Genomic DNA, 25,364 nt, shown 5'->3' on the forward strand with positions numbered 1-25,364 from the left:
GCAGAAGCGATGAGCAACGTCGATGAGGGGAAGCGCGGCATGGAGAACGCGCTGCGGGCCAAGCCCGAGGACGTTCGTGATCAATACGAGCGCCAGCTCAAGGACCTGCAGGAAGCCTACGGCGAGGCCATGCTGGAGTTGCGCGCTCGAAAAAAATTGGTGTCCCTGTTGGGTAAGGACGAGACCTGATGGTCTCGATCCAGCAGGAACTGCGGGACGATGGCTTTGAGGTCTCGATGGTGAAGCTGTGCCGGTGGTTTGGGGTGGCACGACGGAGCATGTACTACCACCCGACGAAGACGCCGCCGAAGATCCGGCCCGAGTTGGCCGAGCCGATCAAGGCGATGATTGAGGAAGAGCCATCGTTCGGCTATCGGACGGTCGCGGCGCTGCTGGAGATGAACAAGACACGGTGCAGCGAATCTTCCAGCTGAAGGGCTGGCAGGTAAGGAGGCGGGCGGTCGGATGCCGCCACGGATCCAGGCGTTGCCGTCGGTCGCGCAAGCGCCTGGCGAGCGGTGGGCGACGCACCTGTGCCGGATCTGGGGTGGCCGCGACAACTGGCTGACCTTGGCCCTGGTGATCGATTGCTACACCCGGCAACTGCTTGGCTGGCACCTGTCGCGCAGCGGCAAGGCCAGCACCGCAACCGCCGCGCTGGATCAGGCGTTGATCGCGCGGTTCGGGACCTTGGGACGGGTGCAAACACCGTTCCTGCTGCGCTCCGACAACGGCCTGGTGTTCACCAGTCGCGACTACACACGACTGGTGCGCAGCTACGGCTTGAAGCAGGAGTTCATCACCCCGCACTGCCCGCAGCAGAACGGAATGGTGGAGCAGGTCATCCGCACGTTGAAGGAACAGTGCGCACATCGACACCGCTTCGAAAGCCAGCAGCACGCCAGTCGGGTGATCGGCGACTGGAGCCAGTTCTACAACCACCGGCGCCCGCACCAGGCACTGGGCATGAAGACACCCGCTGAGGCATATGATTTAGCGGCCTGACCTGAGCAGAAACCGCTGGGTCATTACACAGTCACGGACTGAGCCCGCACCGAACTCAACTTCACGCCAACGCCGCGGCTTCCCTGACGGAGGCGCCACTCACTGCATCGGGCAGGCAGGATCGCCACGATGCTTCGCGCACAGCTTCTGCCGACAGCGAATGCCGGCCGTGGTATTGGCCGCGGGGCAGGACCGCAACTGCCTCTGCAGGTTTGCCGAACTCTGGTTGGCCACGGCGACTTCGCTGCTGGCCGAGGATCCAGGCTCCGCCGATGGCGCCTTGCTCAATTGCGCGACCAGCTCATCCAGGGTTTGCGGGCCGGTGCCGCCAGCGTGGGCCTTGTCAGGCTGTTCGCGGATGTTCGCCATCAGGACGGCAAGCAGGTCCGCCTTCTCGTCCGCTGTTTGCGCGCGCGGACGCGCGGTCCGCCTGGCGCTTGCCGATGTGCCACCCCGGCTTGCCGTTGTTGCCGGCGCAGCTTCGGTGTTGAGCCCGAGCCGGCTTGCGAGGTCGGTTCCCGCCTCGCCTGCTTCGGCATTCGCGCCGATGTTGGACAGCGGGTCATCCGTCGAGGGCTGCCCGCCGTGCGCGGTCCCTCCATCCACGAGCACGGCCGTGGATGATCGGTCCACGACGCCTGACGGTGACAGGGGCGCATGGGCGACCTGCATCGACTCGGCCGAACCGCGATCGGACAGTGCCGCCCAGCCCGCGATCCCGATGGCGGCCAGGCCGGCGGCCAATACCCACGGCAAGAACCGCGGCCAAGGTTGCTGTTGACTCCCCTGCCCCGCGAGCTCCACGTCGAGCCTGCCGCCGGCCGCGCGCGCGCCCTCCTGTCCTCCAGGCGCGGGGCCGGATTCGAAAAGACTGGGGCGGGCTGGTTTGCGATCCTTGCTGTCCACGGGCGTGCCTGTTCTTTCCATGGCCGGGCTGTATATTCGCCAAGCATACTTCATCCCTCCCGCAAGACCACTCCGGTCCACGGACGAGACCAGACGACCCAGTGATCGCGCTATGGATGGCCCTGTTCTTCGCATTCGCATGCCTGCTGGCATGGCTTGCATACTTCGCCGACGTGCGGGAGCGGCTGCTTGCGTGGCTCCTTGCTCGACTGCGCGCAGCCGGCGGCCGGGCCAGGCATATCAGCGGCTCGGTGCAGCACCGCCTGGCTCGCAAATCGCAACGTGACCAACCTTCGCACCTTGCGGAAATCTTCCAGACGTATCGTCACCTGCTGTTGGCAGGGCTGCTCGTCATCGCGCTGCCGCCACTGCTGGTGCTGCTGTTCCGGCGCGAGGTGATCCTGGACGGATTCGAAGGCGTCGCCAGGCCGGTGGCCAGCGTAAAGCTCGAGGAACTCCTTCGTGGCGAGCGACTGGTGCCTCCTTCCCCGCCGCCTCCGGAAGTGTTCATGACCGCAGAAGTCGAGGAGGTCCGGCCGATGACGGCGACCGCGGACCGCAAGTGGGATCAGCTGGATGCGGAGTTCACCCAGCGGCTGCTTGCGATCTACCAGGTCATGCGGGAGCAGCACGGATACGAAATGGTGCTGGTGGAGGGCTACCGCAGCCCAGCCCGGCAGGACCAGCTGGCGGCGCGTGGCCAGCACGTGACCCGGGCACGGGGCGGGCGGAGCTGGCACCAGTACGGCCTGGCCGCCGACAGCGCCTTCATGCGCGACGGCAAGCTGGTGATCACCGAGCGCGACCCCTGGGCGATGCGGGGTTACCAGTTGTATGGGCAAGTCGCCAGGGAGGCCGGGCTGGTCTGGGGCGGCGACTGGTCCAGCATCAAGGACCTGATGCATGTGGAACTGAGACGTGAAGGCGTGATGAAGCGATAGCCGCTCTGCTATCGTTACCCGTCGTTCATCGACGATGTCGATCCAGGGATTCGGGAGAACATCATGTCACGCCCTTTTATCTTGCTTGGAGACGCGCTCAGCCACGGTGGCACGGTCACGTCCGCTTCCGTGCAGAGTGATGTCGCCGGGCGTTCAATCGCCCGCGTCGGCGACGCCTGCGTCTGTTCGAAGCACGGCCCAACCACGATCGCCAGCGGCGATCCGACGCTGGTCATCGATGGCATGGCCGTCGCGCGCTCCGGGGACACCACCGCATGCGGCGCATCGTTGATGCCCAGCCAGGCCACCACCGGCATCCGTTGAACGGCCACGGGTTCCTGATCAACGGATGATGAGCAGACTTCTGCGCTTTCTCATGTGGCTGTTGCTGACCGCCCTGGTGGTCTGGGTGGTCGTCATCGGCTACTGGAAGATCGTGGGCGTACGTCCCGATGTCCGTGCCCTGGTGCTGTACCTCGGCGTCCTGCCGCTGGGTACGTTCGCGGTCCTGGCGCTGCTCAAGCACGGCCTTGCGAACGCCCGCAGCAAGGCCTCCAACGCGCAGGCTGACTCCTTGGACGCTGCAGGCGACGACGCAGCGACGGGTGGGGACGCCCCCGCAGGCGAGCCCGCCACGCCTGTCGGCATCCTGGCCAGTGCAATGCAACTGCCCGCGGGCAGCGACGTCGCGAGCGTGCTCGGGGCGATTGGAACGCCTGCGGCCCCGCAGCTGCATCAGAAACTCAAGGACGGGTCCGGTTATCCGGTGTTCGCCAGCTGGATCGACGACGTCGACACCGATGCGGTGATGCAGGCGTTTGAAGCCGCCGGCGGCAAAGACGCCGATATTCGCCGCCTCCCCGAAGAGCAACTCCGCGCCTTCGGCCTGATGCTGCCCGTCACGCAGGACCTGCTCGCCGAGGTGGTCGCAGAAGACTGGCTTGCTGCGCCACTCCCCTCGGTCAGCGGAGGACGCTCGACGGCCCCGCCTCCCGCCAGGCTGCAGGCCAGCATCCTCCTTCCTTCGGATTGGCCTTCCGCGATCCGGGAACTGGCGGTGGCCTGGTTCGTGGAAGAAGCACGCGCTGCCGGCATCCTCGCCGGACAGTTGGTTGCTGAGGTCATCCCGGCCTCTGGTAGCGACGAGGTCTGGCGCCACCTTTCGAAGATCGCATTGCCATCCTCCCCGCCCTCCCCCGCGCCGGTCCTGCATCTCGTACTGGCATGCCACTCCCAGCTCGGGGAACGCAGCGTCCAGCGGCTGGACCAGGCGGGGCAGCTGCTTTCGGCCATGCGCAGCGAAGGCATCGTGCCCGGTGAAGGCGCGGCCGGCGTCCTGCTGCTTGCAGCCGACGCGGACGGCGGGTTCGCGCTGCCGCCGAAGGCCGTGCTCCGCGCGCACGCCACCATGCGCCAGGGCGTGTCCTGGCAACCGCGCACGGCAGTCCAGCAAATGGAAGACCTTTTCGGGCAGGTTCTCGCGCGCGCACCGGGCGCGACCAGCGATGAAGTGAAGGCAATGGTCAGCGATGCCGACCTGCGCAAGTCGCGCGCGACCGCCGTTGCCGGATTCATGGATCGGGCCCTTGAGCACCTGGATCCCGAGAGCGACTGCATGGCCACGGGGAGCAGCTGTGGCCATGCGGGCATCGTGTCCCCGCTTTCCCTGATTGCATTGGCCGCCGAACGAGCGGCGGCAAATGACCAGCCCGTGCTTGCAGTGGCGGTTGCGGAACCCGACCAGCGCACCATCGCCCTTGTGTCTCCCCCTGAATCCCCGGCTGCCGATGAGACGGCCGAATCCTCCAGCAACCCGCAGGCAACATGAGCAGACTCCGCTATTTCCTCACCGACTATCGAACGATCACGGCGCTCGGGCTGCTGCTCGCCGGAGCCACCCTCTTCCTCGGCGTCGACGGCATGAAGCAGGTGGGCTTCTGGCTGCTGGTCGCCGGTGTCGTGATCACGCTGGTCTGGCTGCTGGTCTGGGGAATCCGCAGGATCCGTACGCGCCGGGCCGCGAACAAGCTTGACGACATGATGCGCGACCAGGCGGACACCGCCCTGGCGCATGCCAAGCCGGCCAGCCGCGCGGACACGGAGGTGCTGCGCGAAAAGATGCTCGAGGCGGTCAAGGCGATCAAGACTTCGCGCCTGGGCCAGGCCCGCGGCACCGCCGCGCTCTACGAACTGCCCTGGTACGTGATCATCGGCAATCCCGCAGCCGGCAAGAGCACGGCGGTGCTCAATTCCGGGCTGCAGTTTCCGTTCGAGGACAGCCGCAGCAACGTCATCCACGGCATCGGCGGCACCCGCAATTGCGACTGGTACTTCACCACCGAAGGCATCGTGCTCGATACCGCCGGCCGCTACACCGTCAGCGTCGAGGACCGGCTGGACTGGCTGACCTTCCTCGACCTGCTGCGCGCCAACCGGCCGATGGCCCCCATCAACGGCGTGATCATTGCCGCGAGCATCGCCGAACTCACCGGCAGCAAGCCAGAGTTCGCGATCGAGCTGGCCAAGAACCTGCGTCAGCGCGTGCAGGAGCTGACAGAGCGCCTGGAGGTATTCGCGCCGGTGTACGTGGTGTTCACCAAGGCCGACCTGATCGCCGGGTTCTCCGAGTTCTTCAGCACGCTCGATCCCGCGGAGCGTGAGAACGGCTGGGGTGCCACGCTGCCCTATGAAACCGGTGGAACGGCCGACGCACTCGTCTCGTTCGACACGCATTTCGACATCCTCTCCGACGGCCTGAAGGAAGTCGCGCTGTCCCAGCTTGGCATGCGCCGCGGCCAGGACTCCGGGCCGGCGCTGCTGACGCTGCCATTGGAGTTCGCGGCGATCAAACCCGCCCTGCGCACCTTCATCGCGACGCTGTTCGAAGAGAACCCCTACCAGTTCAAGCCGGTATTCCGCGGCTTCTACTTCACCAGCGCGATCCAGGAAGGCGCATCGGTCCATCGCGCCTCGGAGCGCATTTCCCGGCAGTTCGACCTCGGCCCGGCGCCCGCGGCAGAGGAAACACCGCCCGAGGATGGCTCGCAGGACGGCTTCTTCCTGAAGGGACTGTTCCGCAAGGTCGTTTTCGCCGATCGGCAGCTGGTCAAGCAGCACTCCACGCCGCGTCGCACGCGCCTGCGTTACGTCGCGTTCCTTGGCGCCGCCGCCGTGCTGGCCCTGGTCCTGGCCGGCTGGACCTGGTCGTATACGGCCAACCGCCAGTTCGCCTCCAACGTCACCGCGGACCTTGGGAAGGCGGTGGAGGTGCAGCAGGGCCGCGTCGATCTGAAATCGCGGATCGAGGCACTGCTGATCCTGCAACAGCGCCTGGAACAGCTCGAGCAATACCGCAAGGACAAGCCGCTGTCGCTCGGCCTGGGCCTGTACCAGGGCGGGCGCATCGAGGAGAAGGTCCGCCGCGAGTACTTCAACGGCATGCGCCAGATCATGCTGCAGCCCGTGACCGGGCGGCTTGAAGGCTTCATCGGCGATTTCGTCGCCAACGGCAGTTCGAGCCCGGCTGCGGATGTCCCTGAAGACGGCGCCCAGGAAGCCACCGATACGCTTTACCAGGAGGCGTCGGCCACGCGTCCCGATGACGGCTACGCCGCGCTGAAGGCCTATCTGATGCTTGGCGACCGGGCGCGAGTCGAACCCAGTGCCCTGTCCTCGGAGCTGACCCGGTTCTGGCGCAGCTGGCTGGAAGCCAACCGCGGCCAGATGACGCGCGAGGAAATGGTCCGCAACGCGGAGCGACTGATGACGTTCTACGTATCCCAGTCGTCCGCATCGGACTGGCCGGAGATCGAAACCAGGTTCGCGCTTGTCGACGACTCGCGCAACCTGCTGCGCGAGATCATGAAGGGCAAGCCCGCCGTCGAGCGCGTGTACGACGACGTCAAGACCCGAGCAGCCACCCGCTTCCCGACGATCACCGTCGACTATCTCGTCGGCCAGGACGTCAACAAGGGCGCGATCACCGGCAATTACGCGATCTCCGGCGCCTTCTCCCGCGCTGCATGGGAAGGCTACGTCGAGGACGCGATCAAGGAGGCCGCCAACACCCAGCTCAGCACCACCGACTGGGTGCTGGAAACCAGCGCGCCCACCGACCTGACCATCGCCGGGAGCCCGGAGCACATCGCCCAGGAGCTGACCGGTATGTACAAGACCGAGTACGCGCGGGAATGGCGACGCTTCGTCGACAACGTCGCAATCGCCGAGTTCCCGAGCTTCGACGCGGCGGTGACCCGGATGGACAGCCTGGGGGATCCGAAGAATTCCCCGCTGCTCAAGCTGATGACGCAGATCAACGAGAACACCATCTGGGACAACCCGAAGGCCCAGAGCGAACTCATGGGCAAGGCGCGCGAAGGCATCACCGGCTGGTTCGAGCGCGTGATCATGCGTCGCAACCCGACCTCGATCCCGGTTCGACTCGATCCGCAGACCGGTCGCCAGGAGCCCGTGCCAGCAGGCCCCGTGGGAAGCGAGTTCGCAGGTTTCGCGCGCTTGATGGCCGGGCGTGACGGCGGTGCGTCGATGCTCGGCAGCTACTTCGACGCACTGGGCGGGGTGCGGACGCGACTGAACGGCATTCGTACACGGGGCGCGACGGAAGCCGGCGCGAGCAAGCTGATGCAGGACACGCTGGCGTCGGGATCCGAGCTGTCGGAAGCACTGAAGCTGGTTGACGAGCAGATGCTCGACGGCATCGACGACGCGCAGAGGCAATCATTGCGCAGCCTGTTGCTGAGGCCGTTGACGCAGACCTATGCCGCGCTGGTCGGCCCCACCGAGACCGAGCTCAACCATGTCTGGTCCGCGCAGGTCTACCAGCCCTTCGAGAGCGGCATCGGACAGCGCTACCCGTTCACTCCCGGCGCTTCGGTAGAGGCCGTGCAGTCCGACATCGAACAGGTGTTCGGACCCAACGGCAACGTCGCCCAGTTCAGCAAGGACACGCTCGGCAGCCTGGTCACCCGGCGCGGCAACGCGCTGGAGCCGGCGCGCTGGGCAAACATCGGGATCACGCTGTCGCCCGAGTTCCTGGCTGGATACCCCACCTGGGTGGCACCGCTTGGCCAGGTCGCCTCCAGCGCCGGTGGTTCCGGCAGCGGCGCGCAACAGACCTTCCAGATCAAGCCGCAGCCGGTGTCGGGTCTCAACGAATACACGATCGAGATCGACGGCCAGGTCCTTCGCTACCGCAACACGCCGCCGCAGTGGCAGACCTTCCGCTGGCCGGGCCAGGGGACGCCGGGCGTACGGGTCTTCTCGATCACCGCGAGCGGCCAGTCGGTGGAATTCCTGAACGCGCCGGGCAACGAGGGCCTGAGCAGGCTCTTCGACGCCGCGGATCAACGCACCATCGGCGACGGCCACTACCAGCTGACCTGGCAAGCGGCGGGCAGTCCTGCCATCACCATCGAACTCCAGATCATCGCGGCGCCCGTCCAGTCGAACAGCGGAGGAAGTTCGGCCGGGCTCACCACCAACAGCATGCGCGGACTGCGCCTGCCCGCAACGGTTACGCCGGCCAAGGCAGCACCGGCCGCCCAGCCATCCGTTGGCAGCCCGCAGCCGGAGGTGCAGCGATGAACGAGGTGGCGATCCCGGTCAGTTATTTCGGCAAGCTGCCATCGCGTGGCGATTTCGTGCGCACGCCGGACAACCACCAGCTGATGAACCTGCTCGACCGCTGGGTCGGCAGTGGCCTGGAGCTGCTGAGCCATGACGTTGCATGGAAGCAGTCCTATGAAGCCGCACAGTCCCTGCACTTCGCGTTCCTGGGCCCGCGCAGCAAGCTGGTGATCGCGGGCCACCTGCAGCCGAGCCGCGACACCTCGGAGCGCCGGTTTCCGTTCATCGCAGCCACGCACCTGCAGGTCCCGCCTTCGCTGGACTTCGTCGCGCGCAGCCCGCTGGCATTCTCCCGACTGTGGGTGTCGCTGGCCCGCATGGTGCGTGCGGCAGTGGCCGCGGAGGACCCGACCGATCCGCTACGCCAGATCGCGGAAACCCGCTTCTCGCTCAACCCGACTCCTGCCGCATATGACGCGACCTTCCAGGACTACCTGGACATGCAGGTGCTGGACTCGCTGGAAGGCGCGCTGGCCGATGCCGGTCACGGCCAGGTCTCGCTGAAATGGGCGCTGCCGGCACTGGGACTGCTGCTGCAGCCGGCCCTGGGCGGCGCCGCCATGCCCATCGACAAGGGCCTGTCGCTGCCCCTGCCACGAGATCCACTGTATCGCCCCCTTGCGGCCGCGTTCTGGCTGGACCTGGTCTCCGGCTTCCTGGCGCGTGCCGACGTCGAGCTTGCACTGATCATCAACGAGGGCGACAAGCCACGCTTGATCATCGGTTTCAACGGCGCCGATGGCCGGATCCTGCACAGCGCGATCGATCCCCGGGTGGGGGCCGAACGCCTGATCAACGTCGACGCCGCGGATTGGGTCGAGGACCAACTGCAGGGCGATTACGCCCTCAACAAGCTGGCCAGCTACCTCGACCGCAGCGATCTGTCGCTGCGGTCCGCGCGGCAGGTTTTCCGCGAAACGTTCCTTGGAGCATGAACATGCGAACCGCCATCGCCATCGCCACGGGCATCCTGGCCATCGGCTTCCTGGTCCCGCACGCCGTACTGGCCCAGGCCGGGGGCACGGACCTTCCGCCCATCGTGGTCGAAGGCGTGGTACCCGACGAAGCGAGCAAGGCAGCCGTGCTCGCCAAGGTGCGTGAGGTCTATGGCGCCGAACGCGTGGTGGACAGGGTCCTGATCGGCACCGTGGTTGCGCCGCCCAACTGGAGCGAGAACGTCGCGAAACTGGTGGACCCCAAGCTCAAGCAGGTCACCAGGGGCGAGCTCGATGTCAACGGCAACAGCGTCACCATCAAGGGCACCGTGGTCAACGAGCTGCAGCGACAGCAGGTGGCCAGCCAGCTGCTGACTTCCTTGAACTCATCCTACGCCGTGAATGCCGACGGCCTGGTGGTCGGGGATTCGCCGCAGAACCTGATCGACGAGGTGCTGGCCGACCGGATCATCGAATTCGAAAGCGGAAGCGACCGGCTCACCCCCGCCGGCCAGCGGATTCTGGACGAGCTTGTCGGCCCGATGAAGAATGTCGGCAATGCGCGGGTACAGATCATTGGCCACACCGACAATGTTGGGCAGCGCCAGAGCAACCTGGGCCTGAGCCTCGCGCGTGCGGAGCGCGTGCTCGAGTACTTCAGTGAGAAGGGCGTGCCGACCTCGGGCCTCAGCGTCCTTGGCCGTGGGCCGGACGAGCCCGTCGCCGACAACGCCACGCCGGATGGCCGAGCCCGCAATCGCAGGATCCAATTCACGGTCCTCCAGTAGACCGCCTCCCGCGCCCGGGCGCGGGAGCTTGTTCCGGCGACGATCTTATTCGTCGCGCGCGCCTTCGTCGACGTCCAGGAGTTCTTCAACCTGGGCGAGGGTTGAATCGTCCTTGATCACCCGCTTCAGCCACACGTGGAGCGGCATTTCGCCCCAACGCGCCGCCTTCTCGGCAAGATAGGCGACCGGGCTGTGCGGCTCCGTGCGGCGGAAGAATTCCGCCACGCGGCGCAGCTGGGCCAGGGCCTCCCGGCGTGAACCGATCTGCGAGGACAGCCCGGTGCCCTGCCCCGCCGGCGCAGCCGTTTCCTGCGCCTGCGGTTCGTCGCCATGCTCCAGCTCGATATCGCCGTCGAACAGGACTCCGGCGTCCCTTGCATAGCGCATGACCAGGCCTCGCGAATACGCGAGCTGGTCGCGCACCGCGCCGAAGCTCGGGCCATCGCTGCCCAGCCGCGCATCGACGACAAGCTCCAGCTCCTTGAGCGCGGCTTCGCAATCGGGCACCGCGTCGACCAGCTGTGCGTAGAACTCGCGCGAAGTCGCGCGCCGCGCCGCCTCCATCACCTCCAGCGGTGGCAGGCCATCGATCGCGGCAGCGTGTTCATCCGGACTGTTCTGCCTGATCCGCGCGGTATCGAACTGGATCTGGCTGAAGCTCCCCTGCTGCCCCTGCGTCAGGGGAATGTCCTTGATCCACTGGACCGAGTGCGACAGCAGCCAGCTGAAGTTGCCGATGCGCTGCTCGTAATCGTCATCCTCGACCTCCGGATACAGCGCGTCCCAATAGCGTTCACACAGCCCGGCCATGACGCGATACCCCTGCGCCAGGCCCTGGAAGCCGTGGAGGCGAACCGACGCCTCGGAGAACCACACGGCAAGCTGCAGGTCCTTTGTGCGCTTGCCCAGCAGCCCGGTCGTGTCACGGTACACGGCGGGCCAGTCGGCGACCTTGAGGTCGGTGACCCATTCGCCCTGGTCCAGGGTCGGATCGTCCCCGCGCCTGGCCTCCTGGATCCGGTCGTACTCGATGGAGAACGCCATGTCCTCGCCGCACGGGTTGTCTTCTGAAATCGGTGCCAGCAGTTCCCCTGCTTCCGGCATGGTCATGGTGTCTTCCTGAACTGGTTGTCGGGCGATTCTAGCGTGCCCAACCTGCCCGGCAACTCAGTAACCCGCCAGCGGCTCGTCTGTCCGCGCAGCGGCGGCGTTCTCCAACGTGTGGTTGATGCGCAGCCAGGCGCCGGCGTGCAGGTCGTAGAGCGCCTCGACGTTTGCGACGGTGCTGCCATCGGGCCCGAAGTCGGCAATGCCGCTGGCCTCGATGTGGAGGAAGCGGCTGCCCGACTGCATGCTGCTGATATCGTCGAGCTGCACGAACACGCGCGCGGCTCCGGGCAGTGACTCGAGCTCGCCGGCCATGCGCGCTTCCAATTCGCCCAGCAGAGCGGCGTCGTTGGGGACGAAGCGTTCACCGGCACCCTCGCCATCCGCTCCCAGGTCGATTTCCGGATAGCCGGCGCTGACGAACAGGGGGTCGTAGCGGGTCCGATAACGGAAGGCGAGCCAGGTGTCGTCGCCGCCGCTGAATCGAAGCTCGCCTACGCCGTGCACGACGTGGTCGCGCGGGCCCGCGACCGCGAGCCGGGCTTCCCCGAGCGTCAGCTCCAGCATGCTGTCGCCGAACTCATCGCCAAGTGTGGCGACCAGCACCGCGGCAACGGCCGCCAAGACCTGCTCGTCCACCGGCGAAGGCATGGGAATGGTGTCGGCAGCCCGCACAGCCGCGTCCTCCCCTGCCTGCGCGGATGCACACGGCGCGGCCACGGAAAGTATGGCCAGGAGCAGCAGTTTGGCGCGGCGGACTGCCGGCATGGAGGGTGTCCCGTTGCGCTTATGTTCCTGAGAACGCAGGAACGGCGCCAACGGGGACACCATGGGCACCTTTCAGGTCTCCGCGGGCAGCATTCGGGGCCGGCGCGCAAGCACCGGCCCCGAAAACTCAGCCCTCGCCGACCACGTCCACGCCAGCCGGCGCGACGAACCGGAAGGTCCCGCGATCGAAGGCAGGGTTCCGCTTCCAGCCGCTGAACGTGACCTCGGTGCGCTGGCCCAGGGTATCGACCACTTCCATGCGCACAAGCGACGCACCCTTGAAGCCCAGGCGGGCGCTGCTGAAGCTGGCCTGGTCGGCATCGCGCGGCGACAGCTGCAGCCAGGAGAGGCCTTCGGACTCGGCGCCTTCGCGGACGTTGAAGTCGCGCTCCAGCTTCGCGGGATCGACCAGCGCCGCCAACGGGCTGTTCTGCTCTTCCGGCCCCTGCGCGCGCACGGTCACCTGCTCGAGATCGGGATCGTAGACCCAGACCTTCTCGCCATCGGCCACGATCAACTGCTCGTAGGGCGTGGCGTACTCCCAGCGGAACAGGCGCGGCGCCGACAGCGCGACGCGGCCGCTGGAGGTTTCCTTCAGGCGACCATCAAGGTCGTAGAGCTTCTGTTCAAACTGCCCGTCGAGCCCCTTGAGGCCGGTGCTGAACGCAGCGAGATCGTCGCGGGCGCCCGCGTAGGCGGTGCCGGCGATGGTGGACAGCAGGGCCAGTGCGGCCAGCCAGTAGCGCATGCGGGTCATAGGTGGCTCCATCCGGGAAATGCGTTGCGAAGTGTCGCTCGCGCAGGCTGAATGCGGGATCACGCGAGTTCCAATGTGGGAAGGAGTATGGCCATGCTCGCGAGTTTCCATGGTGGAGCCGGCTTGGCTGTGGGTCGCGAGTTCCCATTGTGGGAGCGGCCATGGCCGCGATCGCCGCTATAGCGGCCCCCACGAGTCGAAGAGCTACTGCGGCGGCGGCGGCGCCAGCACGCTGCGGTCGCCATTGTGCTCCGGCGGCGTGACCACGCCCGCGGCTTCCATCGCCTCGACCAGCCGCGCGGCGCGGTTGTAGCCGATCTTGAGCCTGCGCTGCACGCCCGAGATCGACGCGCGCCGGGTTTCGGTGACCACGCGCACGGCCTCGTCGTAGAGCGGGTCGCTCTCGTCGCCGCTGCTGCTGGATTCAGGCAGGCCGGTGGCACCGACCACGACGCCGTCGCCCATGGTCTGCACCTCTTCCAGCACGCCGGCGATGTAGTCCGGGCCGCCGCCGGACTGCTTCAGGTTCTCGACCACGCGATGCACTTCCTCGTCGGAAACAAAGGCGCCGTGGACCCGCTCGGGCAGCGCGGTGCCCGGCGGCAGGTAGAGCATGTCGCCGTTGCCCAAGAGCGCTTCGGCGCCGCTCTGGTCGAGGATGGTGCGCGAATCGATCTTCGACGACACCTGGAACGCGATGCGGGTCGGGATGTTGGCCTTGATCAGGCCGGTAATGACGTCCACGGACGGCCGCTGCGTGGCCAGGATCAGGTGGATGCCGGCGGCACGCGCCTTCTGCGCCAGGCGCGCGATCAGCTCTTCCACCTTCTTGCCGACGATCATCATCATGTCGGCGAATTCGTCGATGAAGATCACGATGAAGGGCAGCGTCTCCAGCGGCTGCGCGACTTCGTCGAGTTCGGGGTTGGCCTTGAACAGCGGATCCAGCAGCGGCTGGCCTGCCTCTTGCGCGTCGCGCACCTTCTTGTTGAAGCCGGCCAGGTTGCGAACGCCGACCGCGCTCATCAGCTTGTAGCGGCGCTCCATCTCGGCCACGCACCAGCGCAGGCCGTTGGCTGCCTCCTTCATGTCGGTGACCACCGGCGCCAGCAGGTGCGGGATGCCCTGGTAGACGCTGAGCTCCAGCATCTTCGGGTCGATCATCAGCATCCGCAGTTCCTTTGCGGAGGCCTTGTACAACAGGCTCAGGACCATGGCGTTGACCGCCACCGACTTGCCCGAACCGGTAGTGCCGGCGACCAGCAGGTGCGGCATCCGCGCCAGGTCGGCGACGGTGGGCCGGCCGGCGATGTCCTTGCCCAGCGCCAGCGTCAGCGGACTGGCCGCCTTGTCGTATTCCTTCGAGCGCAGGAGTTCGGACAGGTAGATCATCTCGCGGTGCGTGTTGGGCGTTTCCAGGCCGATCACCGACTTGCCCGGGATCACGTCGACCACGCGCACCGACTTCACCGAAAGGCCGCGAGCGATGTCCTTGTCCAGCGAGCTGATCTGGCTGACCTTGATGCCCGCCGCGGGTTCGATCTCGAAGCGCGTGATGACCGGCCCGGGATAGGCGCCGACCACCTGGGCGTCGATGCGGAAGTCCTTGAGCTTGAACTCGATCTGCCGCGACAGGGTTTCCAGGGTGTCGTCGTCGTAGCCCTTGGGCTGCGGCCTGGGATCGTCTAGCAGGGCCAGCGGCGGGATGCCGCTGCCGTCGGCGACGTTGAACAGCGGGATCTGCTGCTCGCGCTTGGCGCGCTCGCTTTTCTCGACCACCGGCGCCGGCGGCGGCTCAATCCGCACCTTGCCGCGCTTGGCCCGGAGCTCGGTGTCGATCTTGCGGACCTCGGTGCGCTCCTCGCGGTGGGCGCGCGCTTCCTGCCACTCGCTGGCCTGCTTGCTGCCGCGGCGGAACAGCTCCGGCAGCCGCAAGACCCAGTGACCGATGACGTCCATCACCCTGAACCAGGACAGGCCCGTGGCCAGGGTCACCGACACCAGCAGCAGCGCCAGCAGGAACAGGTTGCCGCCCACCGGCCCGAACGCCGAGTACAGCGAGTTGCCGACCAGGCGCCCGAGGATGCCCCCGCTGCCGGCCGAGTAGCCCTCCACGGCGCCGATGCGCAGGTACAGCAGCCCGGTCGACGACACGATGAAGCCGACGATGCCCACAAGCCGCAGCGCCGGGCCGAGGTCGGCCTCGCCATCGCCATCGGTATCCATGCCGAAGAGCGCGATCCAGGCCACGGCGCCGAGGATCAGCGGCAGCACGAACGCGACGTGGCCGAACAGGCCCAGCAGCACGTCGGCGGTCCAGGCGCCGACCCGGCCGCCGGCGTTGTTCAGCGGCGCGGTCAGGCTGCCCGCATTGCTCCAGCCCGGATCGGACGGCGAATACGTCGCCAGGCACACCATCAGGTACACCAGCAGCGGCGCGATCGCGATCAGCGCGATGTCGCGCAGCAGCTTTTGCCGGCGCGGATTGGGTGCCGAGGCGGCCACCCGCGGCGCCGTCTTGCGCTGGCGCCGGGTGCCGCGTTCGGATGCCGGGCGTGCTGCCACGTGTGATCAGGCCTTAAGAAGTTCCCGCAATGAGATGATTTTAATCACATTGCAGGTCAAACAGCCATGCCCAGCAGGGCGGGATGGACCAATTGGCCCCCGGCGACGTTGATACCGCGCGCGAGCGCCGGGTCGGACGTCCAGTCGCCACCGGCGGCCAGCCGGTTCACCCAGGGCAGGATGGTGGCGCAGATCGCCTGCGAGGACGTCCGTGGCACGGCGCCGGGCATGTTGGTCACGCAGAAGTGGGTCACGCCCTCTTCGACGTAGGTCGGCTCCGTCCAGGTGGTCGGCCGCGAAGTCTCGAAGCAGCCGCCCTGGTCGATCGCGATGTCGACCAGCACGCTGCCCGGCTCCATTGTCTTGAGCATCTGGCGGGTCAGCACCTTGGGCGCCCTGGCCCCGGCCACCAGCACGGCGCCGATTACCAGATCGGCCGAAGCCACCTCGCGCGCGACCACGTCCTGGTAGGGATACAGCGCGGTGACGTTGGCGCCCAGGCGCATCATTTCGTCCATGCGGTCGGTGCGCATCTCGAACACGGTGACGTTGGCGCCGCCGGCGGCGGCCAGGGCGGCTGACGCACCGCCCGCCTTGCCGGCCCCGAACACCACGACCTTGCCGCGATCGGTCGAAGGCAGTCCCCCGAGCAGCTTGCCCTTGCCGCCTTCCGGCTGGTGCAGGAGGTGCGTGCCGACCTGCACGCCAATGCGGCCGGCGACGATCGACATCGGCGCCAGCAGCGGCAGGTCGCCGTTGGGAAGCTCCACGGTCTCGAAGGCGACGGCGGTCAGGCCGATGTCGAGCAGGCTGCGGGTCAGCGCCGGCTCGGCCGCCAGGTGCAGGTAGCAGAACAGCAGGTGGTCGCGGCGCAGGTGCTCGAGGTCGCCGGCGATCGGCTCCTTGACCTTGACGATCATCTCGCCCTTTTCATACAGCGCGGCGGCGTCGGGGGCGATGTTGACGCCCAGTGCCGCGTAGTCGGCATCGGCGAAACCGGACTTCACCCCGGCATTTTTTTCCAGCCAGACTTCATGGCCACGCTCCACCAGATCGCCCGCTGCCGCGGGGACGAGCGCGACGCGGCCCTCCAGGGTCTTTGTTTCCTTGGGAACGCCGATACGCATCTGCCGCCCTCTGGAGTGATGCACAAAAAACGCCGCATTCGCGGCGCATCTCAGTCCTGCTGCGGGAAACCCTGCGTTGCAGCCACGACAGCCGCCTGCGCCTTGTCTTGCCGCCCCGGCGCCGCCAAGCTATGGGCTTCCCAACGCCGTGTTTCCATGGCCCGCGAGTATACATGACCACTTCCAAGCACTGCCGCCTGCTCATCCTCGGTTCCGGCCCCGCCGGCTGGACCGCCGCCGTCTATGCCGCCCGCGCCAACCTCAAGCCGGTGATGGTGACCGGGCTGCAGATGGGCGGGCAGCTGATGACCACCACCGAGGTCGACAACTGGCCCGGCGACGCGCACGGACTGATGGGTCCGGACCTGATGAACCGCATGCAGGCGCATGCCGAACGCTTCGACACCGAGGTGATTTTCGACCAGGTGCACAGCGCCGACCTGTCGCAGCGTCCGTTCCGGCTGAAGGGCGACAGCGGCGAATACACCGCCGATGCGCTGGTGATCGCCACCGGCGCCACCGCCAAGTACCTGGGGCTGGAGTCGGAAGAGAAGTTCAAGGGCCGCGGCGTCTCCGCCTGCGCCACCTGCGACGGCTTCTTCTACAAGGACCAGGACGTGGCCGTGGTCGGCGGCGGCAACACCGCGGTGGAAGAGGCGCTGTACCTGTCCAACATCGCGCGCACCGTCTACCTGGTACACCGCCGCGACTCGCTTCGCGCCGAGAAGATCATGCAGGACAAGCTGCAGGCCAAGATCGACGCCGGCAAGATCGTGCCGGTCTGGCACCACGTCGTCGACGAGGTGCTCGGCAACGAGGCCGGCGTCACCGGCCTGCGCCTGAAGTCGGTGCAGGACGACAGCACGCGCGAGATCGCGGTGCACGGTTTCTTCGTGGCCATCGGCCACACGCCCAACACCTCGCTGTTCGAAGGCCAGCTGGCGATGAACAACGGCTACCTCGAGATCCGCTCGGGGCTGGCCGGCGGTGCCACCGAGACCTCGGTGCAGGGCGTGTTCGCGGCCGGCGACGTCGCCGACCAGGTGTACCGGCAGGCGATCACCTCGGCCGGCTTCGGCTGCATGGCGGCGCTGGATGCCGAGCGCTTCCTCGACAAGGACGCCTGAGTCGCGGCGCGCGGCGGGCAGCCCCGGTTGAGTCCCGGCATGTCCGTCGTGCGCGTCCACGCTTCGCTTGCGGATATCCCGGCCGCGGCCTGGGACGCGCTGCATGACGGCAGCAACCCTTTTGTCGCGCATGCCTTCCTCGAAGGCATGGAGTCCGCCGGCTGCCTGCGTCCGCGCTGGGGCTGGACGCCGCGGCACGTCACGCTGTGGGACGGCGATACGCTGCTTGCCGCAGTGCCCGGCTACCTGAAGGAAAACTCCCACGGCGAGTTCGTCTTCGACCATGCATGGGCACATGCCTATGCGCGCTACGGACGTGACTACTTTCCCAAGTGGCTGGGTGCGGTGCCCTACTCCCCGGTCACCGGGCCCCGGCTGCTGGCACGCGACGATGCCGCACGCGTCGGGCTGCTTGCCGCCATCGTCGACGACGCGCAGGCGCAGGGGCTGTCTTCGGCACACGTGAATTTCCATGCGGCCGCCGAAGACGCTGCCTTCGGCGATGACTGGCTGCGGCGCAGGGACATCCAGTACCACTGGCGCAACGCGGCGGGCTGGCCGGATTTCACGGCTTTCCTCGCCGACATGGACCACCGCCATCGCAAGAACATCCGCCAGGAGCGGGCGAAGGTCGCGCGCGCCGGGGTCACGTTCCGGGTGCTGCACGGCGACGAGGCCAGCGCGACCGATCTCGCCCACATGCATGCCTTCTACCTCGAGACCTTCGCCGACTACGGCAACTCGCCGGCGCTGACTCTCGAGTTCCTGCACCATCTGGCCGCCACCATGCCGCGCGCACTGGTGCTGGTGCTTGCCGACCTCGGCGGCGAAGCCATTGCCGGCGCGCTGTGCCTGCGCGGACGCGACACGCTGTATGGACGCTACTGGGGCGCCGTGCGCCAGCTGCCCGGGCTGCACTTCGAGACCTGCTACTACCAGGGCATCGAGTACTGCCTGCGCGAAGGGCTTTCGCGCTTCGAGCCCGGCGCCCAGGGCGAGCACAAGATCGCGCGCGGCTTCCTGCCGACGGCGGTGCGCAGCCGCCACTGGATCGCCGAACCCGACTTCCGCCAGGCACTTGCGGAGTGGTGCCGGCAGGAGGAAGCCGCGGTCGACGGCATGATGCGGGCGCTGGCACAGCGCTCGCCGTTCCGCGACGCGTCGGCTGCCACGTGAGCCGCACCCTGCCCGTCCTGCTGGCGGCGGACCCGGGCGCGCCGTTCCCGGACCCGGCAACCGCGCTGCGTGAACCCGATGGCCTGCTTGCCGTGGGCGGCGACCTGGCGCCGGCGCGGCTGCTCACTGCCTATGCCAACGGCATCTTTCCCTGGTATTCGGAAGGCCAACCCCTGCTGTGGTGGTCGCCGGATCCGCGCACGGTCTTCAACACCGACGGCGTGTACATGTCATCGCGCTTCCGCAGGCAGCTCCGGGGCTCGGACTGGAGCGTGGTCGCCGATCGCACGTTCGACGAAGTCGTCCACGCCTGCGCCACGGCCGCGCGCGGCGACGGCCACGGCACCTGGATCACCGACGCGATGCGCGAGGCGTATTCGGCACTGCACGCCCTGGGCCACGCGCACTCCATCGAGGTCCGCGGCGGTGACGGACGGCTGGCGGGCGGCCTCTACGGCGTCGCGGTGGGCCGGATGTTCTTCGGCGAAAGCATGTTCAGCGGCCAGAGCGGCGGTTCGAAGGTCGCCCTTGCCGCACTGGCCCGCGTGCTGGATGGCTGGGGCTGGCCATTGCTGGACGCCCAGGTGGAGAACCCGCACCTGGTCCGGATGGGGGCGCAGTCGTGGCCGCGAGACCGGTTCCTCGCCGAAGTGCGACGTCTCACCGCCCTGCCCGGCCGGGTGGGGTCGTGGGCGGGTGACTTCGGCACGCTTTCGGCCCCCGCGCTGGCGCAGTGGGGCCGGCTATAGCCGCGATGCCCCTGGCGGGGCTCGATTCGACCGGACCGGAATCGCGGCCATGGCCGCTCCCACAGGGAACTTTTGCGCTCCGCGGCCGGGCGTGCGACAATTTCCGTCTTACGGGCATCGCGCCCGGCCCCTCAGATTGGTCAGTACATACCGCATGGCGAAAGACGATGTCATTGAATTCGAAGGCGCGGTCTCCGAGACGCTTCCCAACACGGTGTTCCGTGTGAAGCTGGAGAACGGGCACGAGATCATCGCGCACATCTCCGGGCGCATGCGCAAGAACTACATCCGCATCCTGACCGGCGACCGCGTCAAGGTCGAAATGACCCCGTATGACCTGACCAAGGGTCGCATCACGTATCGCATGAAGTAAGACGCGCCCGTCGCGCCTTAAAGAAAAGGCGGCCCGAGGCCGCCTTTTTCCGTTTGCGAGTGTGTGGGAGCGGCCATGGCCGCGATCGCCGCCATAGCGGCGCCCTCAAAGGATCCCCCGCCCCCCAGGGGCCCGGGCTCAGTCCACGGTCAGCGGCAGCAGCTTCGCCGGCTCCGCCTGCACGTCGAGCACCAGCTCGCCTTCAACGGCGTCGAGCGAGACCTTGCCGCCGCCCGCCAGGCGCCCGAAGAGGAGCTCGTCGGCCAGCGGCCGCTTCACCTTGTCCTGGATCACCCGCGACATCGGCCGCGCGCCCATCAGCGGGTCGAAACCATGCTGGGCCAGCCACTCGCGCGCCGCCGGCGTTGCCGCCAGGCTCACGCTCTTCTCGTGCAGCTGCTCCTCAAGCTCGATGATGAACTTGTCGACCACGCGCAGGATGTGCTCGAAGCCAAGCGGCTGGAACTGCACGATCGCATCCAGGCGGTTGCGGAACTCCGGCGTGAAGCCCTTGCGGATCACCTCCATCGCATCCGTGCTGTGGTCCTGCTGCATGAAGCCGATCGTGCGCCGTGCCGCCTGCGCCGCGCCGGCATTGGTGGTCATCACCAGGATCACGTTGCGGAAGTTGGCCTCGCGCCCGTTGGTGTCGGTCAGGATGCCGCGGTCCATCACCTGCAACAGGATGTTGAAGATGTCCGGGTGCGCCTTCTCGACCTCGTCCAGCAACAGCACGCAGTGCGGCGTCTTGACGATTTTCTCGGTCAGAAGCCCGCCCTGGTCGAAGCCGACGTAGCCCGGCGGCGCGCCGATCAGGCGGCTGACCGAGTGCGATTCCATGTACTCCGACATGTCGAAGCGCACCAGCTCGATGCCGAGCTGCAGCGCCAGCTGTCGCGTGACCTCGGTCTTGCCGACGCCGGTGGGGCCGGCGAACAGGAAGTTGCCGATCGGCTTGTCGGGGTCGCCCAGGCCGGAGCGCGCGAGCTTGATCGCGGACGTCAGCGTACCGATCGCCGGATCCTGGCCGAAGATCACCATCTTCAGGTTGCGTTCGAGATGCTCCAGCACGTCCTTGTCCGAGGCGCTGACCTGCTTGGCCGGGATGCGCGCCATCTTGGCGACGATGGTCTCGACCTCTTCGACATCGATCAGCGACTTGCGCAGGTTTTCAGGCAGCAGCCGCTGGCGCGCGCCAGCCTCGTCGATCACATCGATCGCCTTGTCAGGCAGCAGGCGGTCGCCGATGTGCTTGACCGACAGGTCCACCGCCGCCTGCAAGGCCTCGTCGGCGTAGGTGACATCGTGGTGGGCTTCGTAACGCGGCTTCAGGCCCTGCAGGATTTCATAGGTTTCGCCGACGGTCGGCTCGACGATGTCGATCTTCTGGAAGCGCCGCGCCAGCGCCCGGTCCTTCTCGAAGATGCCGCGGTATTCCTGGAATGTGGTCGAGCCGATGCAGCGCAGCTCGCCCGACGCCAGTGCCGGCTTGATCAGGTTCGACGCGTCCATGGTGCCGCCCGACGCCGAGCCGGCACCGATGATGGTGTGGATCTCATCGATGAACAGGATCGCGCTCTCGTGCTTGCCGACCGCGGCCAGCACCGCCTTCAGCCGCTTCTCGAAGTCGCCTCGGTACTTGGTGCCGGCGACCAGCGCGCCCAGGTCGAGCGAGTAGATGGTGGCGTCGGCCAGCACCTCGGGCACTTCGCCATCGACGATGCGCTTGGCCAGGCCCTCGGCGATCGCGGTCTTGCCGACGCCGGCCTCGCCGACGTAAAGCGGATTGTTCTTGCGTCGGCGGCAGAGCACCTGGATCGTGCGCTCGATCTCCTCGGCGCGGCCGACCAGCGGATCGATCTTGCCCTGGCGGGCGAGCGCGTTGAGGTCGGTGGCGAACTCCTCGAGCGCGTCGCCCTTGCCATCCCCCTCGGCGCCCTCGGCGCGGGATTCGGACTCTCCGGAATCGGGCTGCGGCTCTTCACCCGTGCGCGCGATGCCGTGCGACAGGTAATTCACCACGTCGAGCCGGCCCACGTCCTGCTGGTTGAGGAAATAGACGGCGTGCGAATCCTTCTCGCCGAAGATCGCCACCAGCACGTTGGCGCCGCTGACCTCCTTCTTGCCGGAAGACTGCACGTGATAGACAGCGCGCTGCAGGACGCGCTGGAAGCCCAGCGTGGGCTGGGTGTCGCGGCCGTCGTCATCGGCCAGCCGGGACACGGAACTGGCGATGGCCTGCTCGAGGTCGGAGCGCAGGCGGTGGAAGTCGGCGTCGCAGGCCTTCAGGACCGTCTCGGCCGAAGGGTTGTCGAGCAGCGCCAACAGCAGGTGCTCGACCGTCATGTACTCGTCGCGTGCCTCGCGGGCGCGCTTGTAGCACTGGCCGATGCTGTATTCGAGATCCTTGCTGAACATGGGGCGGAGGCCTCCTGATTCACTGCCTACCAGATGGGGATGCCCGGAGGCTTTTTCCATCCGGCGTCGGATTCCTTGTAGGCCTTGGCCTGCACCATTGGCAAGCGTCGGCCACGGGCCACAGTATCCCGGCAGGCGATGTCAGCGCAGGGTGCAGGCGACGCCCGCGGGCCGGCTGTTCAGGCCTTTTCCATCGTCGACAGCAGCGGATGCTGGTTCAGGCGTGCGTACTCATTGACCTGCGCCACCTTGGATTCGGCCACGTCGCGGGTAAACACCCCGCACACGCCGCGGCCGCGGGTATGTACGTGCAGCATGACCTGGGTGGCGCGCTCCAGGTCCAGGCCGAAAAAGCGCACCAGCACTTCCACCACGAAATCCATGGGCGTGTAGTCGTCGTTCAGCAGGAAGACGGAATACAGCGGCGGTCGCGCCAGTTCGGGGCGACCGACCTCGACGGCGACGCCGTGGTCGCGCTCGTGTCCGGAGTTGTTGCTCATGGCCATGATTATACCGGCGCGCCCGGTGGACGGGCCCCGCCTGCCGGGGGAAAATGCCCCGCCGGCCCAACGGTTCCTGCATGCATCCTGCCCAGCTCGTACCGACGATCCACGCCGACGCCCCGATGCGTCCGGACGCGCGTGGGCGCCACCGGCCGTGAGCTATCGACAGGGCCGGTTCTGGCAGCCCGACGTCACCGTTGCCACCGTGGTGGTGGACGACGGACGCGTGCTCTGCGTCGAGGAGTACTCCGCTGGCCGGCTGGTGCTGAACCAGCCGGCCGGCCACCTCGAGCCCGACGAGGACCTCGTGGATGCCGCGGTGCGCGAAACACTCGAGGAGTCCGGCTGGACCGTCGAGCCCACCGCGTTCATCGGTGCCTACCAGTGGACGTCGCCCACTCGCCCGGACGGCACGCCGGGCCGCCACTACCTGCGCTTCGCCTTCGCTGCGCGGCCGCTGTCGCATGATCCGGCACGGTCGCTGGACGAGGGCATCGTGCGCGCGATGTGGCTGACCCCCACGGAGCTCCAGGCGCAGGCGGAGCGACACCGCAGCCCCCTCGTCTGGCAGGTCGTCGCCGACTGCCTCGGCGGCAGCCGGCAGCCGCTGTCGCTGCTGCGCTCGGTGCGCTGATGGCCGCGCCGGGCATCATCGTCGGCATGTCCGGCGGCGTGGACTCTTCGGTCGCCGCCCTGCTCCTGCGCAATGCCGGTGAATCGATTGCCGGGCTGTTCATGGACAACTGGGCCGATGACGGCAGCGGTCATTGCCGCGCCGATGACGACCGCCGCGACGCCGTAGCCGTCTGCGGCCGGCTGGGGATCCCGATCCACTTCCGCGACTTTTCCGGCGAGTACTGGGCCGGCGTGTTCGAGCACTTCCTGGCCGAGTACGCCGCGGGGCGCACGCCCAACCCCGACGTGCTCTGCAACCGCGAGATCAAGTTCAAGCATTTCCTGGACGCCGCGCGCGAGCTCGGCGCCGCGCGCATCGCCACCGGCCACTACGCGCGCGTGGACCACGACGGCGGACACTGGCGCCTGCTGCGCGCCGCCGACCGCGGCAAGGACCAGAGCTATTTCCTGCACCAGCTCGGGCAGGCGCAGCTCGCAGCCACGGTGTTTCCACTCGGCGATCTGCGGAAGGGCGACGTGCGCGCGATGGCTGCCGCAGCCGGCCTGCCGACGGCGGCAAAGAAGGACTCGACCGGCATCTGCTTCGTCGGCGAGCGCGATTTCCGCGAGTTCCTCGGCCAGTACCTGCCGGCGCGGGCGGGTGAAATCCGCACGCCCGGCGGCCAGGCCGTGGGCGAACACCAGGGCGTGTTCTACTACACGCTGGGCCAGCGCGAGGGCCTGCACATCGGCGGCCGTCGCGGTTTTGAAGACAAGCCGTGGTACGTGGTGGGCAAGGACGTGGCGTCCAACGTGCTCACGGTTGACCAGGGGCATGACAGCCCATACCTCATGTCACAGATCCTGCAGAGCGAGGCCGCGCACTGGATCGCCGGCGCGCCGCCATCCACCCGTTTCAGCTGCACGGCGCAGACGCGCTACCGGCAGCAAGAGGAGCCATGCCAAGTGACAGTCGATGATTCTGGTGCCCTGCGGGTCGCATTCCAGCGCCCGCAGCGCGCGGTGACGCCCGGCCAGTCCGTGGTGCTGTACGACGGCGAGGCCTGCCTGGGCGGCGCCGTGATCGCGACGACCGACGCGCCGGCCGGCACGTTGGAGGCATCGGCATGAGCGACATGCACGAGCGCATGCTGGCCCTCGCCGGCCTCGCCCAGGCGCTGCGCCAGGTGCGCCGCGTGGCAGAGACCGGACAGGCCGAGGGCACGGTGCTGGAAACCGCGCTCGGCAGCGTGTTCCGTATCGACGCCGACTCACCCGCCGACGTTTACGACGGCGTCCCCAACGTGCGCCCGGGCCTGATGCTGGTGCGCGACTACCTGGCCAACAAGGGCCAGGATCCGCTGCTGCCGAAGCTTGCGCTTGCGGTGACCCAGCTCGAGCGCCGCTTCGTGCAGGACGACGACATCGCCGGGCGCGTGCACGAAGGCATCCTCGCCGCGCGCATCGACGCCGAACGCCTGGGAACGGCCCATCCCGAGGTGCTGGCGAAGCTCGGCAGCCTGTATGCGGATACCGTCAGCCACCTGCGCCCGCGCGTTCTGGTGCAGGGCAACCCGCACTACCTGGGCCAAGCCGCGATTGTGGCCGAGATCCGCGCGATGCTGCTGGCGGCGCTGCGCTCGGCGGTGCTGTGGCGGCAGTTCGGCGGCAGTCCGTGGGACTTCCTGCTGCGCCGCGGAGCGATGGCGCAGGCGGTGGAGGATCTGCTCGGCTAGGCCCGCAGTCCGGGACCGGCCCGCAAAACCTGCACTGCGGGAGTGGGCTTGCCAGGGTGTCACGGGATAGGGATAGGATGGCCTGGCGTGGCCGGGCAGCGGTGATCCGCCGGCCTGACCCG

At 67.6% G+C, this 25,364-nt stretch carries 23 protein-coding genes and 1 pseudogene; 16 read left to right on the forward strand and 8 right to left on the reverse strand.

The genetic code is table 11. The features are described 5' to 3' along the window. Positions 1-18: 18 nt before the first annotated feature. From WCE37_RS03775 to WCE37_RS03785, 3 genes and pseudogenes are all read left to right on the forward strand, one after another. Positions 19-189 (forward strand): annotated as a pseudogene (locus tag WCE37_RS03775) (DUF1153 domain-containing protein); the annotation flags it as partial. Then, positions 189-434, forward strand: coding sequence for a hypothetical protein (locus WCE37_RS03780; RefSeq protein ID WP_343278206.1), 246 nt, complete (start codon positions 189-191; stop codon positions 432-434). The pseudogene WCE37_RS03775 and the gene WCE37_RS03780, both read left to right, overlap by 1 nt. Positions 435-465: 31 nt before the next feature. Beyond that, a complete protein-coding gene (locus tag WCE37_RS03785) occupies positions 466-1,005 on the forward strand; it encodes an integrase core domain-containing protein (protein ID WP_343278207.1) in 540 nt (179 codons plus the stop codon). A gap of 99 nt (positions 1,006-1,104) precedes the next feature. Here the strand turns inward: WCE37_RS03785 and WCE37_RS03790 are convergent, their stop codons facing one another. Further along, the gene (locus WCE37_RS03790; protein ID WP_343278208.1) at positions 1,105-1,911 is read right to left on the reverse strand and encodes a hypothetical protein; all 807 of its coding nucleotides are present in this window, start codon (positions 1,909-1,911) and stop codon (positions 1,105-1,107) included. A gap of 116 nt (positions 1,912-2,027) precedes the next feature. On the opposite strand from WCE37_RS03790, the gene WCE37_RS03795 reads away from it, so the two are divergent. The 6 genes from WCE37_RS03795 to WCE37_RS03820 all read left to right on the forward strand — a co-directional run bounded on the left by WCE37_RS03795 (position 2,028) and on the right by WCE37_RS03820 (position 10,221). Continuing rightward, complete coding sequence (locus WCE37_RS03795; RefSeq protein ID WP_343278209.1) at positions 2,028-2,852, forward strand: M15 family metallopeptidase; 825 nt, start codon at positions 2,028-2,030, stop codon at positions 2,850-2,852. 63 nt (positions 2,853-2,915) lie between these two features. After that, positions 2,916-3,176, forward strand: a complete 261-nt coding sequence (locus WCE37_RS03800; protein WP_343278210.1) for a PAAR domain-containing protein — start codon at positions 2,916-2,918, stop codon at positions 3,174-3,176. Between the two features lie 28 nt (positions 3,177-3,204). Next, positions 3,205-4,680, forward strand: coding sequence for a hypothetical protein (locus WCE37_RS03805; protein ID WP_343278211.1), 1,476 nt, complete (start codon positions 3,205-3,207; stop codon positions 4,678-4,680). Next, positions 4,677-8,456 (forward strand): type VI secretion system membrane subunit TssM, encoded by a 3,780-nt coding sequence (tssM, locus tag WCE37_RS03810; protein WP_343278212.1) that lies wholly within the window; start codon positions 4,677-4,679, stop codon positions 8,454-8,456. Before WCE37_RS03805 ends, tssM begins: the two co-directional genes overlap by 4 nt. Then, positions 8,453-9,433 carry a type VI secretion system-associated protein TagF gene (gene tagF / locus WCE37_RS03815; RefSeq protein ID WP_343278213.1) on the forward strand — a complete coding sequence of 327 codons (981 nt, stop codon included), beginning with the start codon at positions 8,453-8,455 and terminating at the stop codon, positions 9,431-9,433. The genes tssM and tagF overlap by 4 nt, the downstream gene beginning before the upstream one ends. A gap of 2 nt (positions 9,434-9,435) precedes the next feature. After that, positions 9,436-10,221 (forward strand): OmpA family protein, encoded by a 786-nt coding sequence (locus WCE37_RS03820; RefSeq protein WP_343278214.1) that lies wholly within the window; start codon positions 9,436-9,438, stop codon positions 10,219-10,221. Positions 10,222-10,266: 45 nt separating this feature from the next. Here the strand turns inward: WCE37_RS03820 and tssA are convergent, their stop codons facing one another. The 5 genes from tssA to ald form a co-directional block, all read right to left on the reverse strand. Beyond that, positions 10,267-11,331, reverse strand: coding sequence for a type VI secretion system protein TssA (gene tssA / locus WCE37_RS03825; protein WP_343278215.1), 1,065 nt, complete (start codon positions 11,329-11,331; stop codon positions 10,267-10,269). Between the two features lie 57 nt (positions 11,332-11,388). Then, the gene (locus WCE37_RS03830) at positions 11,389-12,147 is read right to left on the reverse strand and encodes a hypothetical protein (RefSeq protein WP_343278216.1); all 759 of its coding nucleotides are present in this window, start codon (positions 12,145-12,147) and stop codon (positions 11,389-11,391) included. 76 nt (positions 12,148-12,223) lie between these two features. Continuing rightward, positions 12,224-12,853: an outer membrane lipoprotein chaperone LolA gene (gene lolA, locus WCE37_RS03835; RefSeq protein WP_343278217.1), complete on the reverse strand. Its 630-nt coding sequence runs from the start codon at positions 12,851-12,853 to the stop codon at positions 12,224-12,226. 204 nt (positions 12,854-13,057) lie between these two features. After that, a complete protein-coding gene (locus WCE37_RS03840; RefSeq protein WP_343278655.1) occupies positions 13,058-15,358 on the reverse strand; it encodes a DNA translocase FtsK 4TM domain-containing protein in 2,301 nt (766 codons plus the stop codon). Positions 15,359-15,474: 116 nt separating this feature from the next. After that, a complete protein-coding gene (gene ald / locus WCE37_RS03845) occupies positions 15,475-16,545 on the reverse strand; it encodes an alanine dehydrogenase (RefSeq protein ID WP_343278218.1) in 1,071 nt (356 codons plus the stop codon). A gap of 173 nt (positions 16,546-16,718) precedes the next feature. Between ald and trxB the strand changes: the two genes are divergently transcribed. The 4 genes from trxB to infA all read left to right on the forward strand — a co-directional run bounded on the left by trxB (position 16,719) and on the right by infA (position 19,970). Then, positions 16,719-17,672 carry a thioredoxin-disulfide reductase gene (gene trxB / locus WCE37_RS03850; RefSeq protein WP_343278219.1) on the forward strand — a complete coding sequence of 318 codons (954 nt, stop codon included), beginning with the start codon at positions 16,719-16,721 and terminating at the stop codon, positions 17,670-17,672. 39 nt (positions 17,673-17,711) lie between these two features. Then, entirely contained in the window at positions 17,712-18,848 is a 1,137-nt protein-coding gene (locus WCE37_RS03855; protein ID WP_343278220.1) for a GNAT family N-acetyltransferase, read from the forward strand. After that, entirely contained in the window at positions 18,845-19,597 is a 753-nt protein-coding gene (aat, locus tag WCE37_RS03860; protein ID WP_343278221.1) for a leucyl/phenylalanyl-tRNA--protein transferase, read from the forward strand. Before WCE37_RS03855 ends, aat begins: the two co-directional genes overlap by 4 nt. Positions 19,598-19,751: 154 nt before the next feature. After that, positions 19,752-19,970 (forward strand): translation initiation factor IF-1, encoded by a 219-nt coding sequence (gene infA / locus WCE37_RS03865; RefSeq protein WP_343253921.1) that lies wholly within the window; start codon positions 19,752-19,754, stop codon positions 19,968-19,970. Positions 19,971-20,108: 138 nt separating this feature from the next. On the opposite strand, the gene clpA is transcribed toward infA, so the two are convergent. Next, positions 20,109-22,388: an ATP-dependent Clp protease ATP-binding subunit ClpA gene (gene clpA / locus WCE37_RS03870; RefSeq protein WP_343278222.1), complete on the reverse strand. Its 2,280-nt coding sequence runs from the start codon at positions 22,386-22,388 to the stop codon at positions 20,109-20,111. 179 nt (positions 22,389-22,567) lie between these two features. Next, the gene (clpS, locus tag WCE37_RS03875) at positions 22,568-22,888 is read right to left on the reverse strand and encodes an ATP-dependent Clp protease adapter ClpS (protein ID WP_343253919.1); all 321 of its coding nucleotides are present in this window, start codon (positions 22,886-22,888) and stop codon (positions 22,568-22,570) included. A gap of 157 nt (positions 22,889-23,045) precedes the next feature. Here clpS and WCE37_RS03880 point away from each other — a divergent pair, with 157 nt between their 5' ends. From WCE37_RS03880 to WCE37_RS03890, 3 genes are read left to right on the forward strand one after another with little or no spacing between them, the layout of a single operon-like run. Then, positions 23,046-23,525, forward strand: coding sequence for an NUDIX hydrolase (locus tag WCE37_RS03880; RefSeq protein ID WP_343253918.1), 480 nt, complete (start codon positions 23,046-23,048; stop codon positions 23,523-23,525). Beyond that, complete coding sequence (gene mnmA, locus WCE37_RS03885) at positions 23,525-24,637, forward strand: tRNA 2-thiouridine(34) synthase MnmA (protein WP_343278223.1); 1,113 nt, start codon at positions 23,525-23,527, stop codon at positions 24,635-24,637. The genes WCE37_RS03880 and mnmA overlap by 1 nt, the downstream gene beginning before the upstream one ends. Then, positions 24,634-25,242 (forward strand): DUF489 family protein, encoded by a 609-nt coding sequence (locus tag WCE37_RS03890; protein ID WP_343278224.1) that lies wholly within the window; start codon positions 24,634-24,636, stop codon positions 25,240-25,242. The genes mnmA and WCE37_RS03890 overlap by 4 nt, the downstream gene beginning before the upstream one ends. The last annotated feature ends 122 nt before the right edge of the window (positions 25,243-25,364 follow it).

The sequence above is a fragment of the Luteimonas sp. MJ250 genome (assembly GCF_039548455.1).
Taxonomy (GTDB): domain Bacteria; phylum Pseudomonadota; class Gammaproteobacteria; order Xanthomonadales; family Xanthomonadaceae; genus Luteimonas.

Coding starts and splice junctions, on each gene's coding strand:
- ald (WP_343278218.1), bottom strand. CDS start 16,545: ATGCGTATCGGCGTTCCCAAGGAAACAAAGACCCTGGAGGGCCGCGTC.
- WCE37_RS03890 (WP_343278224.1), top strand. CDS start 24,634: ATGAGCGACATGCACGAGCGCATGCTGGCCCTCGCCGGCCTCGCCCAG.
- WCE37_RS03795 (WP_343278209.1), top strand. CDS start 2,028: ATGGCCCTGTTCTTCGCATTCGCATGCCTGCTGGCATGGCTTGCATAC.
- lolA (WP_343278217.1), bottom strand. CDS start 12,853: ATGACCCGCATGCGCTACTGGCTGGCCGCACTGGCCCTGCTGTCCACC.
- mnmA (WP_343278223.1), top strand. CDS start 23,525: ATGGCCGCGCCGGGCATCATCGTCGGCATGTCCGGCGGCGTGGACTCT.
- WCE37_RS03785 (WP_343278207.1), top strand. CDS start 466: ATGCCGCCACGGATCCAGGCGTTGCCGTCGGTCGCGCAAGCGCCTGGC.
- infA (WP_343253921.1), top strand. CDS start 19,752: ATGGCGAAAGACGATGTCATTGAATTCGAAGGCGCGGTCTCCGAGACG.
- WCE37_RS03855 (WP_343278220.1), top strand. CDS start 17,712: ATGTCCGTCGTGCGCGTCCACGCTTCGCTTGCGGATATCCCGGCCGCG.
- WCE37_RS03800 (WP_343278210.1), top strand. CDS start 2,916: ATGTCACGCCCTTTTATCTTGCTTGGAGACGCGCTCAGCCACGGTGGC.
- WCE37_RS03780 (WP_343278206.1), top strand. CDS start 189: ATGGTCTCGATCCAGCAGGAACTGCGGGACGATGGCTTTGAGGTCTCG.
- tssM (WP_343278212.1), top strand. CDS start 4,677: ATGAGCAGACTCCGCTATTTCCTCACCGACTATCGAACGATCACGGCG.
- clpA (WP_343278222.1), bottom strand. CDS start 22,388: ATGTTCAGCAAGGATCTCGAATACAGCATCGGCCAGTGCTACAAGCGC.
- tssA (WP_343278215.1), bottom strand. CDS start 11,331: ATGACCATGCCGGAAGCAGGGGAACTGCTGGCACCGATTTCAGAAGAC.
- WCE37_RS03805 (WP_343278211.1), top strand. CDS start 3,205: ATGAGCAGACTTCTGCGCTTTCTCATGTGGCTGTTGCTGACCGCCCTG.
- WCE37_RS03820 (WP_343278214.1), top strand. CDS start 9,436: ATGCGAACCGCCATCGCCATCGCCACGGGCATCCTGGCCATCGGCTTC.
- tagF (WP_343278213.1), top strand. CDS start 8,453: ATGAACGAGGTGGCGATCCCGGTCAGTTATTTCGGCAAGCTGCCATCG.
- clpS (WP_343253919.1), bottom strand. CDS start 22,888: ATGAGCAACAACTCCGGACACGAGCGCGACCACGGCGTCGCCGTCGAG.
- trxB (WP_343278219.1), top strand. CDS start 16,719: ATGACCACTTCCAAGCACTGCCGCCTGCTCATCCTCGGTTCCGGCCCC.